The 14,604-nt window shown below is 54.0% G+C and carries 16 protein-coding genes; 14 read left to right on the top strand and 2 right to left on the bottom strand.

The window, feature by feature from the left end; translation table 11 throughout:
* Positions 1-110: 110 nt before the first annotated feature.
* Positions 111-671: an outer membrane protein gene (locus DK507_RS16260; protein WP_109357335.1), complete on the bottom strand. Its 561-nt coding sequence runs from the start codon at positions 669-671 to the stop codon at positions 111-113.
* Between the two features lie 227 nt (positions 672-898).
* Here DK507_RS16260 and DK507_RS16255 point away from each other — a divergent pair, with 227 nt between their 5' ends.
* The 3 genes from DK507_RS16255 to DK507_RS16245 are packed head-to-tail and all read left to right on the top strand — an operon-like array spanning position 899 to position 3,737.
* Positions 899-1,717, top strand: a complete 819-nt coding sequence (locus DK507_RS16255; RefSeq protein ID WP_254054422.1) for a cytochrome b/b6 domain-containing protein — start codon at positions 899-901, stop codon at positions 1,715-1,717.
* Positions 1,710-2,471, top strand: coding sequence for a molybdopterin-dependent oxidoreductase (locus tag DK507_RS16250; protein WP_109357333.1), 762 nt, complete (start codon positions 1,710-1,712; stop codon positions 2,469-2,471). The genes DK507_RS16255 and DK507_RS16250 overlap by 8 nt, the downstream gene beginning before the upstream one ends.
* Positions 2,472-2,498: 27 nt before the next feature.
* Positions 2,499-3,737, top strand: a complete 1,239-nt coding sequence (locus tag DK507_RS16245; RefSeq protein ID WP_109357332.1) for a cyclopropane-fatty-acyl-phospholipid synthase family protein — start codon at positions 2,499-2,501, stop codon at positions 3,735-3,737.
* Between the two features lie 16 nt (positions 3,738-3,753).
* Here DK507_RS16245 and DK507_RS16240 read toward each other — a convergent pair whose 3' ends face one another.
* Positions 3,754-4,197, bottom strand: coding sequence for a DUF1801 domain-containing protein (locus tag DK507_RS16240; protein WP_109357331.1), 444 nt, complete (start codon positions 4,195-4,197; stop codon positions 3,754-3,756).
* 89 nt (positions 4,198-4,286) lie between these two features.
* Here DK507_RS16240 and DK507_RS16235 point away from each other — a divergent pair, with 89 nt between their 5' ends.
* The 11 genes from DK507_RS16235 (at position 4,287) to rbfA (ending at position 14,568) form a co-directional block, all read left to right on the top strand.
* Complete coding sequence (locus DK507_RS16235) at positions 4,287-5,510, top strand: argininosuccinate synthase (RefSeq protein WP_109357748.1); 1,224 nt, start codon at positions 4,287-4,289, stop codon at positions 5,508-5,510.
* A gap of 11 nt (positions 5,511-5,521) precedes the next feature.
* Complete coding sequence (locus tag DK507_RS16230) at positions 5,522-6,496, top strand: calcium/sodium antiporter (RefSeq protein WP_109357330.1); 975 nt, start codon at positions 5,522-5,524, stop codon at positions 6,494-6,496.
* Between the two features lie 78 nt (positions 6,497-6,574).
* Entirely contained in the window at positions 6,575-6,922 is a 348-nt protein-coding gene (locus DK507_RS16225) for a helix-turn-helix transcriptional regulator (protein ID WP_109357329.1), read from the top strand.
* Entirely contained in the window at positions 6,919-7,338 is a 420-nt protein-coding gene (locus tag DK507_RS16220) for a VOC family protein (RefSeq protein WP_109357328.1), read from the top strand. Before DK507_RS16225 ends, DK507_RS16220 begins: the two co-directional genes overlap by 4 nt.
* Before the next feature lie 17 nt (positions 7,339-7,355).
* The gene (locus tag DK507_RS16215; RefSeq protein WP_109357327.1) at positions 7,356-8,036 is read left to right on the top strand and encodes an MIP/aquaporin family protein; all 681 of its coding nucleotides are present in this window, start codon (positions 7,356-7,358) and stop codon (positions 8,034-8,036) included.
* 207 nt (positions 8,037-8,243) lie between these two features.
* Entirely contained in the window at positions 8,244-8,795 is a 552-nt protein-coding gene (gene rimP / locus DK507_RS16210; RefSeq protein WP_109357326.1) for a ribosome maturation protein RimP, read from the top strand.
* A 2-nt stretch (positions 8,796-8,797) separates the two neighbouring features.
* Entirely contained in the window at positions 8,798-10,432 is a 1,635-nt protein-coding gene (nusA, locus tag DK507_RS16205) for a transcription termination factor NusA (protein WP_109357325.1), read from the top strand.
* Entirely contained in the window at positions 10,413-11,102 is a 690-nt protein-coding gene (locus DK507_RS16200) for a DUF448 domain-containing protein (protein WP_109357324.1), read from the top strand. The genes nusA and DK507_RS16200 overlap by 20 nt, the downstream gene beginning before the upstream one ends.
* Before the next feature lie 66 nt (positions 11,103-11,168).
* Positions 11,169-13,715 carry a translation initiation factor IF-2 gene (gene infB / locus DK507_RS16195; RefSeq protein ID WP_109357323.1) on the top strand — a complete coding sequence of 849 codons (2,547 nt, stop codon included), beginning with the start codon at positions 11,169-11,171 and terminating at the stop codon, positions 13,713-13,715.
* Positions 13,712-14,167: a PaaI family thioesterase gene (locus DK507_RS16190; protein ID WP_162559091.1), complete on the top strand. Its 456-nt coding sequence runs from the start codon at positions 13,712-13,714 to the stop codon at positions 14,165-14,167. Before infB ends, DK507_RS16190 begins: the two co-directional genes overlap by 4 nt.
* Positions 14,167-14,568, top strand: a complete 402-nt coding sequence (gene rbfA, locus DK507_RS16185) for a 30S ribosome-binding factor RbfA (RefSeq protein WP_109357321.1) — start codon at positions 14,167-14,169, stop codon at positions 14,566-14,568. Before DK507_RS16190 ends, rbfA begins: the two co-directional genes overlap by 1 nt.
* The last annotated feature ends 36 nt before the right edge of the window (positions 14,569-14,604 follow it).

The following is a 14,604-nucleotide window of genomic DNA, read 5'->3' as shown; positions in this document are numbered from 1 at the left end:
GCCAATTCTAGTTCTGTTAATCCGCCCTGACTACAAAAAAGCGCGCCCTGACCATAAAAAGAAGGCGAGCGTATCGCCCACCTTCTCTTCAATGCAATTTAAATATTCAGTTAGAAATTCACCCCAAGTCCTACGACGCCTTGGTTGCGTTTTACTCCCCGGTCGATTTCGGAGTAACGATATTCCGCCCGCGCGAAAATGCTCTTGTTGATCTTATATTCGACGCCGCCGCCCACGCGAAAGCCGTCGAGGCCGATGCTTTGGAAGCCGACCGTCCGCAAGCGTGCATCGACATAACCAGCTTTGCCATAAATCAGAGTATTGCCGCTGACGACGAAGCCAACACGGCCGCCGGCATAAAGTTCGCGGCCCATTTCGATTTGTCCAAGGAACCGGTCATCAACATCAGCAGCTGAATCTGTTGCTTCGAGTTCAATTCCGTACAAAAAACTACCACTCTGACGATCATAGCCAAGATTGATGCCGTATATCAGACCTTCTGCATTTTTGAGATCAAAGCGCTCGGTAGTTATAAACACGCCGAAGTCAGCGTTATCGTAGCCGACCACCGCCGTGCCTTTAAAACCAGAAAAATCGCGAGTGTCTTTTGCTATTACCGGGGACGCGACAAAGAAAGCTGCGGCCGCAACCGCGAGAGTAAATATTTTCATTTTTTTGATTGCCCTTGATATATAGATAATAATTTCCGACTCTATTATTTCAATTATTGATAGTCAGAAATCGAAACGCCAATACTGATGCTGAAACGGGTAGTAAACAGCTTATTTGATTCAAAAACAGGATTTGCACTATGTGCGATGGTAGGTGACAAATTCGTCACATTTTGCCCGGTAACCTTTTGTTCCTATATTGCGAACTATCCGATAACATGGTGCAAATGCAAAATACAGATTCAAAAAATGGTCCTGAAAAGCGCCACAAGCTGACGACCCGGCTCTGGCACTGGGTTAACGCTCTCTGCTTGCTTGCTTTGGTGATGAGCGGTTTGACGATCTTCAATGCTCACCCGCGGCTCTATTGGGGGGAATATGGCTCCAGTGATGACTATGCCTGGGCGGCTGTCGGGTCTTCGCAAACCTTAGGTTATGTCCGGTTAGGTGAGACAAAAATCGAGACAACCGGCTTTATCGGCAACTGGCGAGATAGCAATGGCGAGATACAGACATGGGCTTTTCCGGGCTGGGCAACCATCCCGTCCTACTACAGCCTTGCTGAAGGAAGGCGTTGGCATTTCTTTTTTGCATGGATTTTCAGCGTCGGATTAGCATTTTTCATGATCCGATCCATGTTCAATCGCCATGTGCAAGAAGATTTGCATATTTCTCGTGCGGAATGGCGGCCCTCCAACATCTTGCGCGATGTGAGAAACCATTTGCGGTTACGGTTTCACGAAGCCAGTACGGTCAATATCTATAATATTCTTCAGAAGTTCAGCTATGTTGGGGTAATTTTTATCCTTTTGCCGCTAATGATTTTTACCGGATTGGCGATGTCGCCAGCAATGGATGCGAACTGGCCGTGGCTCACCGATATATTTGGTGGTCGCCAGTCAGCACGGTCCATTCATTTTATTGGCATGTCTCTGCTGGTATTGTTCTTCATTGTTCATATGATCACGTTGTTGCTGGCAGGGCCATTCAAACAGACGTGCGCCATGACCACCGGCGGCAAACGAGAGGATAGCGATCATGCGTAAGATGCTTAGCCGGCGAACTCTCATTACCACTGGCGCACTTGGCGCTGGCAGTTTGCTGAGTGGTTGTGATGCACTCAGCCGCAACCAGACTTTCCAGAACATATTGGGTAGTGCAGAGGATGCAAATTTTCTGGTCCAGCGCGCTCTGGGTGACCGGATGGAGCTAGCCAGCGAATATAGCATCAAGGACCTGTCTCCGAAATTCCGAGCAAATGGTACGCGCGATCCAGGGACTCCAGACTATGCGGCCAGCGCGGCACAGGGCTTCGCAGACTGGCAATTGCGCTTGACCGGGCTGTTCAAGAAACCTCAAAATTTTTCTTTGGCAGCCTTGTTGTCAATGCCGCAGCGTACGCAGATCACCCGGCACGACTGTGTTGAGGGCTGGAGCGCTATTGGCCAATGGACCGGAGTGCCACTCAAATTGTTACTCGACTTGGCGCAACTGCAAGACAGTGCGAAATTTTTGGTTTTCCACTGCGCTGATCGGCTTGGCGGACGACCATATTATGAAAGCATTGACCTGCTCGACGCTTTCCATCCTCAAACGATCATGGCGCATCGACTGAACGGTGAATCTGTACCGATTGAAAATGGTGCACCTCTGAGGCTGCGCGTAGAGCGGCAGCTGGGCTATAAACATGCAAAATATGTTACCGGGATTGAAGCGGTTGCCACTCTGGACAATATCGGTGAAGGCAAGGGCGGATATTGGGAAGATGTCGGCAGCTACGAATGGTATGCAGGAATTTAACGGGTTTTTTGTGCTGAGGAGCAATGGATGTCCATATTGGGTCGCTTTCTTGGGAGCGTAGTAACAAGAGGATCAATTACAGTAGCTCATGCTGATGGGTCGACGGAAAAATTTGGGAAATCGGAAACCGGCTTTCCGGATGTCGCTGTGCGTTTGACCGACAAAGGCGTGATGCGGCAGATATTGCTCGATCCGCGCCTGGGTGCTGCCGAAACTTTTATGGATGGGCGCCTTGTTGTCGAGCAGGGTGATATCATGGAATTGGTCCAGCTACTGCGTGCCAACAAGCGTTGGGAAAGAGGCGGCCGCCTGAGTGATCCCAGCGCTTTCAAGAAAGTCAAAAGCCTCATTGCTGCGCGTTTGGATAGTATCAACGGACAGCGCCGATCCAAGGCCAATGTTGCCCATCACTATGACCTTAGCCGTGATCTCTATGAGCTGTTTCTCGACAAAGACATGCAATATAGCTGTGCCTATTGGACTGACCCAGACAATACGCTTGAGCAGGCTCAACTGGACAAGAAGGCCCATATCGCAGCAAAGCTGGATCTGAAGGCAGGCCAGCGCGTGCTGGATATCGGCTGCGGCTGGGGCGGGATGGCACTCTATCTAAATCAAAAATTTGGTGTTGATGTGCTAGGCATTACGCTGAGCGAAGAGCAGCTGAAAGTCGCTCAGGAGCGGGCGGAAAGAGAGGGCGTTGCAGACAAGGTCCAATTTGAGTTGATCGACTATCGTGACCTTGCCGAGCGCGATGCCGGGCAGTTTGATCGTATAGTTTCTGTCGGCATGTTTGAGCATGTCGGTGTACCGAATTTCAAAACCTTTTTTCGTTGTGCGGCCAATCTGATGACTGACGACGGGGTTATGCTGCTCCACACGATCGGACGGATGGGCAAGCCGGGAACCACTGACGCCTTCACTCGTAAATATATCTTTCCCGGAGGGTATATTCCTGCATTGAGTGAGACGGTCGAGGCCAGCGAGCATTTCCGGTTGATGGCAACGGATATTGAGACACTTCGGCTGCATTATGCGCTGACTTTGCGTGAATGGTACAAGCGGACTGTGGCAAATAAAGAAAAGATTGTCGCTCTATATGATGAGCGATTCTTCCGGCTCTGGACCTTTTATCTGGCGGGTGCCACGGCGGCGTTTGAGAGCGGCAGCATGTGTAATTATCAGATTCAGTTCAGCCGGAACCGGCATACATTGCCCTTGACGCGCGATTATATCGGAGAGGTCGAGCAGACCTTAAACGCCTGATTGTTGGGTAAATCGGTTATCGAGGATATTTGTTGTCCATCGCCACTTTGTCGAATGCGATGAGTTCTGTCAGTATGCCGCGATCAATCCGATCAAGCCGGGTGATGTAAAGACACGAGGATCCGCGTTTGTGCGGCCCCAGCTTTTCAAGCAATTCCGATTGTTTCGCTATGTTCTCCTGTTCACTGGTACAGCCCAATACGTAGAGACTTAGATTTTGTTTTCTGGGCGAAAACCCTGACCGGCACATATCGCCTTCACGCCCGCTGTCATATTTATAATGATAACTGCCAAAGCCGACGATGCTCTCTCCCCACATTTTGGGTTCTTCGCCGGTTATGTCCTTGAACATATCGAGCAATTCCATGGCGTCCGCTCGGCGCCCATCATGTTCGACATTGGCAATGAAAGCGTTCACATCACCATTATTCTCTCTTGTCTTGTTTTTTGCTTCTGCCATGTTTTCCTCCTCTCAACCCTGCATATCATATTGCTTACAAATATGGAGCCTGTTAGGCGCGGCGAAATTCTCTTTTTGAAAGTATGAGCATGAGCGATTCCGTAAAGCGTGTGGTTCTGGCCTTTTCCGGCGGACTTGATACCAGTGTTATTCTGAAATGGCTGCAACAGGAATATGGCTGTGAGGTTGTTACCTTCACCGCCGATCTCGGGCAGGGTGAAGAGCTGGAGCCCGCACGTAAGACGGCTGAACTGCTGGGCGTTAAGCCGGAACATATCTTTATCGACGATTTGCGCGAAGAATTCGTGAAAGATTATGTCTTTCCGATGATGCGGGCCAATGCGCTTTATGAGGGGCTTTATCTGCTCGGTACATCCATCGCTCGACCGCTAATTTCCAAGCGCCAGATCGAGATCGCCAAGTTGACCGGAGCAGATGCCGTTGCACATGGTGCTACCGGCAAAGGTAATGATCAAATTCGCTTCGAGCTTGGCTATTATGGCCTCAATCCGGAGGTGAAGGTTATCGCGCCTTGGCGGGAATGGGATCTGACCAGTCGGACAAGATTGATCGAGTTTGCCGAGAAACATCAGATACCGGTACCTAAGGACAAGCGCGGGGAAGCGCCTTTCTCAACTGATGCCAATATGCTTCATACCTCTTCTGAGGGCAAGATATTGGAGGACCCTTGGGAAGAGGTCCCCGATTATGTCTACTCCCGCACAAACCACCCGGAAGATGCGCCGGACAAGCCGGAATATATAACCATAGACTTTGAACGCGGTGATGGTGTCGCTATTAATGGCGAAGGCATGAGCCCTGCGATCTTGCTTGAAAAACTCAATGACTATGGCCGTGAGCACGGTATTGGCCGGCTCGATCTGGTCGAGAACCGCTTTGTCGGGATGAAATCACGGGGCATGTACGAAACGCCCGGCGGTACCATTTATCACGCAGCGCACCGCGGGATCGAGCAATTAACCCTCGACAGTGGCGCGGCGCATATGAAGGATGAACTGGCCCCACGCTATGCGGAACTTGTCTATAACGGCTTTTGGTTCGCGCCAGAGCGTGAGATGCTGCAGGCAGCGATCGACAAGAGCCAGGAGCGGGTAACCGGCACGGTAAGGCTCAAATTATACAAAGGGTCGGTCAATGTTGTTGGCCGGAAGGCCGATGTTAACTTCAACCTTTATAGCGAAGATGTGGTGACTTTTGAGGATGATGCCGGCGCCTATGACCAGAAGGATGCGGAAGGTTTTATCAAGCTCAACGCTCTGCGGCTTCGATTGCTTGGCAAGCGCGACGGTTAAGATAACCTAGGATGCTGATCGCAATTTTCACCCTGTTGGCTGGTTTTGTAGTCTTGATCGGCGGCGGTGAATTGCTTGTTCGGGGAGCGGTGCGTGTCGCTGAGCGTGCGGGTATGTCGCAACTGCTCATAGGTCTCACAATTGTCGGTTTTGGAACGTCGGCGCCTGAACTGGTGGCTAGCGTAGAGGCAGCGCGGGCAGGGTCGCCTGGTATTGCCTGGGGTAATGTTGTGGGCTCGAATCTCGCCAACAGTCTGCTGATCCTGGGCACGGCCTCCTTGATATTGCCGATGGTCGTGCCGCGTGGACCGCTATGGCGTGACGGCGGTTTAGCGCTGGTCGCCACTATCATCCTCTGGTTTGTAGCTAGCACCAGCGGGATTACTATCACCATCGGCGCCGCTTTTCTGATCTTGCTCTGCGCCTATCTCAGTTACGCCTACTGGGCCGAGAAAACCCAGCCTGTAGGGGCTAGTGCATTGCATGAAAAAGCAGAGGCACTTGAAGTGACCGATACACATTTACATGATGAGGGGCCGCTCTGGCGTTCCATTCTTATCCTGATCGGAGGCATTGTGCTGATCATTGCTGGCGGACGCTGGCTGGTTGAGGGAGCGGTTGATTTGGCGCGCCTTGTCGGTATGAGTGAGGCTGTTATCGGTCTGACTGTCATTGCTATCGGAACATCGCTGCCGGAACTCGTCACTTCGGTCATTGCGGCTTACAAGGGGGCGAGTGCGGTTGCGCTGGGCAATGTGCTAGGTTCGAACATCTTTAACCTGCTGCTGATCGGCGGGGTAACGGCGGTGATTGCGCCGGGTACTATTCCCGGTGAGATCACCAGCTATGGCCTGCCTTTGTTGATCGCTATCTCTGTCTTGCTGATGATCTTCGCGGCCACCGGGCGGCGGATAACGCGGTGGGAGGGGGCTATCCTCTTGGTCATCTACGTCGCTCAGCTCGTTTACAATCTGGTGGCAGTCTAAGCGCGTTCCTGGTTGTCGAAGTTTGCGAAAGGGCCGCGGAGATTGACTCTGCGTTTGTATTTCGATAATACTGGAAATATGGAAACGATTCGAAATCACACAGCCGTCGACGCTCTCTCTGCCCTGGCGCAGGAACATCGTCTGGCGATATTTCGCTTGCTGGTGCAGGCGGGGCGCAGCGGATTGCCGGCGGGGCAGATCGCCAAACAACTCGATATGCCGGCCAGCTCGCTATCCTTTCACCTGTCGCACCTGAAAAATGGCGGCGTGGTGAGCGATGAAAGGGATGGTCGTTCGATCATCTATCGCGCCGATTTTCAGGCGATGAACCGGTTGATGGCGTTTCTTTTGGAAAATTGCTGCGCGGGCGATGACTGCCTGCCCGCAGACGCGGCCGAAACATGTATGGAAGGACAAGACGCATGAAAAGATTTCACCTCAATCTGAAAGTCTCGGACCTCGAAAAATCCCGGACCTATTACGCAAAGCTATTTGGCGAGCAGCCTGCTGTCGTGAAGCCCGATTACATCAAATGGATGCTGGATGACCCGTACATCAATTTTTCGATTGAACCTGCCAGCGATCAGACGGGCATTGCCCATGTTGGCCTGCAGGCAGAAAATCTCGAAGAGTTGGAGACGGCCTATCAACGGGTGCAGGATGCCGCCGGTCCGCGGTTCGAAGAAGGCGCAACAACCTGTTGTTACGCCTCATCAGAGAAAAACTGGACCAGCGACCCTGACGGATTGATCTGGGAAGTTTTCCACACGGACGGGCAGGTGACTCACTATGGGAAGCCGCCGCAACTGAAGCAGAGCGAAGCCAGCGTGAGTTGTTGCTGAAGCCGAGAGCGATTAAAATGGGGGAATTTTCGAGGGCGCAAAAGCTCGGTGCCGAGGCGCTGGGATCGTTTTTCCTGTTTGTCACCGTGGTGGGCTCCGGGATCATGGCGGAAAATCTGGCAGGCGGGAATGTCGCCGTCGCTCTGCTTGGCAATACGCTGGCAACCGGAGCGATATTATTCGTGCTGATCGCCATATTGGCGCCGATATCCGGTGCTCATTTCAATCCGGCAGTCACTTTTGTCATGATCTTGCGCAAAGAACTGACACTGAATGTTGGCGTTTTGTTTGTCACTGCGCAACTGATCGGTGGTCTGATTGGTGTCTGGGCGGCCCATATCATGTTTGAATTGCCGGTTTTCCAGCTCAGCGAAAAGGCACGCACCGGCGGCGGCCAATGGCTCGGGGAATTGATCGCCACCTTCGGTCTGCTGTTCACAATATTGGGGACGGTGCGGTTCCGACCCGATTGGGTGGCACCAGCGGTCGGGCTCTATATCTCTGCGGGATATTGGTTCACCAGCTCGACCAGCTTTGCCAATCCGGCGATTACCGTTGGCCGCGCTTTTTCCAACAGCTTTGCCGGAATCGCCCCAGCGGACGTGATCGGATTTGTCGCCGCCCAGTTTGCCGGTGCGGCCCTCGCATGGATGGTCACGCGCTGGTTATTTGCGCCTCCGCCTGCCACCCAAAATTAAGACGTTGCAAATTTGGGAATCAATCCCTAAATAGCAGTCATCCCAACATTGTGAGATTTTGAAGGGGCTGGCGCCAAACGGGGCCGGCGCAAAAACTCATTCGTCATTCCAGCGTAAGCTGGAATCTCTTTAAAAGAGGCGCAATGCTTAGGGAGATCCCAGCTTTCGCTGGGATGACGATGAAAGAAAGAGCAAGATTTGACGGATATGACTGCCATTGTGAACCTGATCGAACCGGAAGCGGAAGCTTTGGGTTTTGAACTGGTGCGCGTGCAGTTTGTGTCAGGTGCCGATGAGCCAACCTTGCAGATCATGGCGGAGCGGCCAGAGACGGGGCAGCTCGGCATTGATGATTGCGCGGCCTTGTCACGGCGGATTTCAGAAAAATTTGATGTACTGGAAGAAGAGGGGCGCGATCCGATTGAGGATGCCTACCGGCTCGAAGTCAGCTCGCCCGGCATTGACCGCCCGCTAACCCGCGCAAAAGATTATGCGAATTGGGTCGGGCATGAAGCGCGGATCAATCTGATCGAGGCGGTTTCGGGCAAGAAACAATTGCGCGGCTTGCTAGACGGCATCGAAGGTGAGATAATAGCGATTGACGACAAGAAGGCGGGGCGTCAAACGACCACTCTCGACAATGTGCATAGCGCAAAACTGATTCTGACCGATGCCCTGATTGCTGCGACCATTCCGGTTTCTGCCGATGGCGCGGATGAAATTGAAGAAGATACTCTAAACGAAGAACAGGAAGACTAATCATGGCCAGTGCCATTTCTGCAAATAAGGCTGAATTGCTAGCTATCGCCAATGCCGTTGCATCGGAGAAGATGATCGACAAGACCATCGTCGTTGAAGCGATGGAAGAAGCGATCCAGAAAGCCGCGCGGGCCCGTTACGGCGCAGAGAATGACATTCGCGCCAAGCTCGACCTGCAAACCGGCGACTTGCGTCTCTGGCGTGTGGTTGAGGTGGTCGAGGAAGTCGAAGATTATTTCAAGCAGGTTGACCTGAAGCAGGCTGAAAAGCTCGAAAAAGGTTCGAAACTGGGTGACTTTATCGTTGACCCTCTGCCTGCTGTTGATCTTGGCCGGATTGATGCGCAGTCCGCGAAACAGGTTATCTTCCAGAAAGTCCGCGACGCAGAGCGTGAGCGGCAGTTTGAAGAATTTAAGGACCGCGCTGGTGAAATCATCACTGGTGTCGTGAAATCGGTTGAATTCGGCCATGTCGTCGTTGACTTGGGCCGCACCGAAGGCGTTATCCGCCGCGATCAGCAAATTCCGCGCGAAGCCGCTCGTGTTGGCGACCGCGTCCGTTCGCTGATCATGAATGTCCGCCGTGAAAACCGCGGACCACAGATTTTTCTGTCTCGCGCGCATCCCGATTTCATGAAGCTCTTGTTTGCTCAGGAAGTTCCTGAAATTTATGACGGCATTATCGAGATTAAAGCCGCCGCCCGTGACCCCGGCAGCCGCGCCAAAATCGGTGTGATCAGCCAGGACAGCTCAATCGATCCGGTTGGTGCCTGTGTGGGTATGAAGGGTAGCCGCGTTCAGGCCGTCGTGCAGGAAATGCAGGGCGAGAAAATCGACATCATTCCTTGGTCCGACGATATCGCGACATTTGTGGTGAACGCACTGCAGCCTGCAACGGTGAGCCGCGTGTTGATCGACGAAGAAGAAGGCCGCATCGAAGTGGTTGTTCCTGATGATCAGCTCAGCCTTGCCATTGGGCGCCGCGGACAGAATGTCCGTCTCGCGTCACAATTGACCGGTTTGGCCATCGACATCATGACCGAAGCCGACAGCAGCGAGAAGCGTCAGGCCGAATTTGCTGTCCGCACCGCGATGTTCCAGGAAGATCTCGACGTGGATGAGACACTGTCGCAGCTCCTGGTCGCCGAAGGCTTCAGCGAAATGGAAGAAGTCGCTTATGTCGCTCCGGAAGAGCTTTCCAATATCGAAGGCTTTGACGATGAACTGGCGGCCGAGCTGCAAAGCCGTGCGCTGGAAGCGTTGGAGCGCCGGGAAGCCGCTGCCAAGGCAGAGCGTACCGAGCTTGGCGTTGAAGATGCCATTGCCGAACTGCCTTACATGACCGAAGCCATGCTGGTGACCTTGGGTAAAGCGGGCCTCAAGACCCTTGACGATGTTGCCGATCTGGCAACCGACGAGCTGGTCCTGAAGCGCAAAGCCGAACCACGCCGCCGCAACGACAATCGCAAGCCTGAGCCCGATGGCGTACTGGCGCAATATGGTCTGACCGAAGAGCAGGGCAATGAGATTATCATGGCCGCTCGTGCGCACTGGTTTGACGACGAGGAAGAAGCTGCTCCGGCTGCTGAAGCCGAGGCAGAAACAGGGGAGGACGCGAATGCGGAAGCTCCCCAATGAGACGCCTTCTAAACCTTTAGATCGCGCACCACACCGTAAATGCATATTGACTGGGGAAAGCTTTCCCCAGGAAGCATTGGTGCGTTTGGCGCTCAGCCCCGATGACGGGATTGCTCCGGATGTCCGCGCCAAAGCGCCGGGCCGGGGCGCCTGGATCAGCGTCGATTGCAATGCATTGGAGCAGGCGCAGGCCAAGGGCACACTGAAAGGCGCATTGTCGCGCGCTTTTAAAACCGGCAAGCTTGATATTCCCGATGATCTGGCCGCACAGGTTGAAAATGCGCTTGAACGCGCCACATTAGATAGATTGGGTCTGGAAGCGCGTGGCGGGATGCTTCTGACCGGTTCAGAAAAGATTGAAACGGCTGCACGGCAGGGCGATCTTAAGATGCTCCTCCACGCCGCTGATGCTGGTCGTGACGGGTCCTCTAAACTGGATCAGGCATGGCGCGTTGGCAGTGACCGGGAAGGGCAGGATGTCCGCGGTCAGATATTGCCGGTGGACCGACAGGCCCTTTCTGTGGCATTGGGCCGTCAAAATGTCGTGCATATAGGTATAACCGACCACAGGGCGGCGGGGCGAATATCGCACATGCTGGATAGATGGCGTCACTTTATCGGGTCCGATAAGGCTGATGACGGCAGCGAGGCGGAGAAGAAAGTTGCGTGAACTGGTTTGAAGTTAATCAGTTAAAATATTGAAGTAATGAATTTTTTTAAGGATTAAGTCTGTTCGATGAGTGAAGATAATAAAGATACCGCAAAACCTGCACGCAAGCCTTTGGGACTGAAGCGTTCGGTTGAGCCCGGTGAAGTCAAACAGACGTTTAGCCACGGACGGACCAATAAGGTCGTCGTCGAGGTCAAACGCCGCAAGCTGGTGGGCAAGCCCGGAGCGCAGGAAGCCGCGAAAGAAGTGGTCAAGGAAACGCCTGCACCCGCCCCTGCGCCTGCTCCAGCAGAAGCAAAGAAACCCGCTCCAGCCCCTAAGGCGAAGCAGGAAGATGTGCTGACCCGTCAGGAAAAGCAGGCAAAATTGCTGCGCGAGGCCGAAGAAGCCCGTCTGGCCGCCATGGAAGAAGCGCGCAAACGCGATACCAAGGCGAAGAAAGACCAGACCGCCGAAGAGAAAAAGCGCGCGGAAGAGAAGCGTAAGGCCGAAGAAGAAGCCGCTAAAAAGGCTCAGGAAGAAATTAAGGCGGCGGAAGAAGCGGCGGCTGCGGCGGCTGCCGAAGCGGCAGAAGCACCAAAAGCTGCCGAGGCCAAGCCAGTGACCAGCGGCTCGCAGCACCCGCCTGCGCGGAAATTTACGCCGGTTGAGGCTCCGAAGCGGCCTGAACCGAAGCAAAAGCCAAAAACCGGACGCAGCGATCGTGGTGATCGCCGCCAATCCGGCAAGCTGACCGTTAACCGCGCTCTACGCGGTGAAGATGGCGCAGCGCGCGCACGTTCGCTTGCGGCGCTCAAACGGGCGCGTGAGAAAGAAAAGCGTGCGCAAATGTCGGGTCAGCCGCGCGAACCGCGTGAGAAGCAGATCCGTGATGTGATTGTTCCAGAAGCAATTACCGTGCAGGAGCTGTCCAAGCGTATGGGTGAAAAGGGTGCTGACCTCGTCAAATCCCTGTTCAACATGGGCTCGATGGTCACCGTCAACCAGACGATTGATCAGGATACGGCAGAATTGTTGGTCGAGGAATTTGGCCACAATATTCAACGTGTGTCCGAGGCCGACGTCGAAATTGATACGGAATCGGATGTTGATCCGGAAGAAACGCTGAAACCGCGTCCGCCGGTCGTGACGATCATGGGTCATGTTGATCATGGTAAGACGTCGCTGCTCGACGCGCTGCGCGGGACCGATGTGGTTGCTGGCGAAGCAGGCGGCATTACCCAGCATATTGGCGCCTATCAGGTCAAAATGAAAAACGGCGACAAGATTACCTTCCTCGATACGCCTGGCCATGAAGCCTTTACCAGCATGCGGCTGCGCGGGGCGAATGCGACCGATATCGTGATCCTGGTGGTGGCTGCCGATGACGGCCTGATGCCGCAGACGATTGAAGCGATCAACCACACCAAGGCGGCCGATGTGCCGATGATTGTGGCGATCAACAAGATCGACAAGGAAGGCGCTGACCCGATGCAGGTGCGCACGCGTCTGCTGGAACACGAGGTGATCGTCGAGGAAATGTCCGGTGATGTGCAGGATGTTGAGGTTTCTGCACTGAAGAAGACCAATCTCGAAGAACTGATCGAGAAGATTCACTTGCAGGCGGAGCTGCTTGAACTCAAGGCCCGCCCGGATCGTGCCGCTGAAGGCATTGTGATTGAGGCCAAGCTCGACAAGGGACGTGGTCCTGTGGCCACCGTTTTGGTCCAGCGCGGTACCTTGAAACGTGGCGATATCTTTGTTGTCGGCTCGCAAACCGGTAAGGTCCGGGCAATGATCGACGACAAGGGCGCACAGCCCAAGGAAGCCGGTCCATCGGTTCCGGTTGAAGTGCTGGGTCTATCCGGCGTTCCGTCTGCCGGCGACAAGCTGACCGTAGTCGAGAATGAATCACGCGCGCGCGAAGTCGCGACCTACCGTGCCGAGCAAGAGAAACTGCAGCGCACGACACAAGCGCCGACGAGTTTGGAGAACATGTTCTCTGCGGCTGCAGACAGTGCGGTTGAATTCCCGCTGCTCGTCAAGGCCGACGTGCAGGGCAGTACCGAGGCGATTGTCCAGGCGCTGAACAAGATATCCAATGACGATATCAAGGTCCGCATCCTGCACAGCGGCGTCGGCGCGATTACCGAATCCGACGTGACCCTGGCAAGCGCCAGCAAAGCCCCGATTATCGGCTTTAACGTGCGGCCCAATGCCAAGGCGCGCGAAATTGCGAAGCGCGATGGCGTGCGGTTGAAATATTTCGACATCATCTATGATCTGACCGATGAAATCCGCGCTGAAATGGCAGGGGAACTCGGTCCAGAGAAGATCGAGAATGTCATGGGCCGCGCCGAGGTCAAAGAGGTGTTCAAGTCCGGCAAGCGGGACAAGGCTGCTGGTCTGCTGGTCACCGAAGGCTCTCTCCGCAAAGGCCTGTTCGCGCGGCTTACCCGCGAGGATGTTATCGTCAGCAAGACGACCATCGCCTCGCTGCGCCGCTTCAAGGACGATGTCGAGGAAGTCCGCGCCGGTATGGAATGTGGTGCGGTGCTGGAAGACACCAACGACATCAAACCGGGCGATATGCTGGAAGTCTTTGAGGTTGAAGAGAAAGAACGCGTTCTTTGACGGCCGATCAGTCCTTCTGGGGAACGGAAATGGTTGAGGCGCTGAGGCAAGAAGACGTGTTGGGTTTTAAGCGCCCACCATGTTCCGAAGCGGTAAACGCGGTAATTCTGGAGGCGGACAAGGAAACCGGAGCTGTCCGGATGCGATTTGATGCGCCTCAGACCTTCACCAGCCCCCGTGGCACGATCCAGGGCGGTTTTGTCGCTGCGATGGTGGATGAAGTGATTGGCATTCCGGTGCTGGTAAAATCCGGCGGTGAAAATGCGCCGCTGACACTGGATTTGAGCGTGACCTATATCAAGCCGGTTCTGCCGGGCCGGGTTTATGGGGAAGGGCAGATTGTCCGCATGGGACGGTCTATCGCTTTTTTGGAAGCGCAGCTCTATGATGAAGCGGGTGAGCTTTTGGTGAAGGCGACATCGACAGCTAAGGTTGGACCGACGATAAAGTAATGGCAAAATATAACGACACATCTCCAGAAGGACGCTCCGTGCGGCTGCTCCGCGTGGGTGAGCAAGTCCGGCATATCCTTTCGGAACTGCTGATGCGCGGAGAGGTGCATGATGAACTTCTCACAGCGACCAGTGTCAGTGTCACCGAGGTGCGTATGTCTCCGGATTTGCGACATGCGACGGTGTTCGTGAAACCCTTGCTGGGCGCGAATGAGGCCGATGTGCTCAAGGCGCTGAAAACCAATACCGCCTATTTCCAGAAGGAAGTCGCCAGCCGAGTGAAGATGAAATATGCCGCGCGGCTCAAATTTCTGGCCGACGAAAGCTTTGACGAAGCTGCGCATATCGAAAATCTGTTGAGTAATCCTAAGGTTGCTCAGGATTTGGGTGAGGACGAGTAGCCGAAAAAAACGCAATTAATGGTTGATCGTCACCCT

Source organism: Sphingorhabdus sp. EL138, assembly GCF_900258045.1.
Taxonomy (GTDB): Bacteria; Pseudomonadota; Alphaproteobacteria; order Sphingomonadales; family Sphingomonadaceae; genus Parasphingorhabdus.
The sequence above is the reverse complement of the archived record's forward strand: the minus strand, read 5'-3'. Positions and strand labels throughout refer to the sequence as shown.

What these genes read in the sequence shown, in the direction of transcription:
- DK507_RS16260 (WP_109357335.1), bottom strand. Translation starts at nt 671, where the DNA reads ATGAAAATATTTACTCTCGCGGTTGCGGCCGCAGCTTTCTTTGTCGCG.
- DK507_RS16245 (WP_109357332.1), top strand. Translation starts at nt 2,499, where the DNA reads ATGTCCATATTGGGTCGCTTTCTTGGGAGCGTAGTAACAAGAGGATCA.
- DK507_RS16240 (WP_109357331.1), bottom strand. Translation starts at nt 4,197, where the DNA reads ATGGCAGAAGCAAAAAACAAGACAAGAGAGAATAATGGTGATGTGAAC.
- DK507_RS16200 (WP_109357324.1), top strand. Translation starts at nt 10,413, where the DNA reads ATGCGGAAGCTCCCCAATGAGACGCCTTCTAAACCTTTAGATCGCGCA.
- DK507_RS16255 (WP_254054422.1), top strand. Translation starts at nt 899, where the DNA reads ATGCAAAATACAGATTCAAAAAATGGTCCTGAAAAGCGCCACAAGCTG.
- DK507_RS16230 (WP_109357330.1), top strand. Translation starts at nt 5,522, where the DNA reads ATGCTGATCGCAATTTTCACCCTGTTGGCTGGTTTTGTAGTCTTGATC.
- DK507_RS16250 (WP_109357333.1), top strand. Translation starts at nt 1,710, where the DNA reads ATGCGTAAGATGCTTAGCCGGCGAACTCTCATTACCACTGGCGCACTT.
- DK507_RS16225 (WP_109357329.1), top strand. Translation starts at nt 6,575, where the DNA reads ATGGAAACGATTCGAAATCACACAGCCGTCGACGCTCTCTCTGCCCTG.
- DK507_RS16220 (WP_109357328.1), top strand. Translation starts at nt 6,919, where the DNA reads ATGAAAAGATTTCACCTCAATCTGAAAGTCTCGGACCTCGAAAAATCC.
- DK507_RS16235 (WP_109357748.1), top strand. Translation starts at nt 4,287, where the DNA reads ATGAGCGATTCCGTAAAGCGTGTGGTTCTGGCCTTTTCCGGCGGACTT.
- DK507_RS16215 (WP_109357327.1), top strand. Translation starts at nt 7,356, where the DNA reads ATGGGGGAATTTTCGAGGGCGCAAAAGCTCGGTGCCGAGGCGCTGGGA.
- rimP (WP_109357326.1), top strand. Translation starts at nt 8,244, where the DNA reads ATGACTGCCATTGTGAACCTGATCGAACCGGAAGCGGAAGCTTTGGGT.
- nusA (WP_109357325.1), top strand. Translation starts at nt 8,798, where the DNA reads ATGGCCAGTGCCATTTCTGCAAATAAGGCTGAATTGCTAGCTATCGCC.
- infB (WP_109357323.1), top strand. Translation starts at nt 11,169, where the DNA reads ATGAGTGAAGATAATAAAGATACCGCAAAACCTGCACGCAAGCCTTTG.
- rbfA (WP_109357321.1), top strand. Translation starts at nt 14,167, where the DNA reads ATGGCAAAATATAACGACACATCTCCAGAAGGACGCTCCGTGCGGCTG.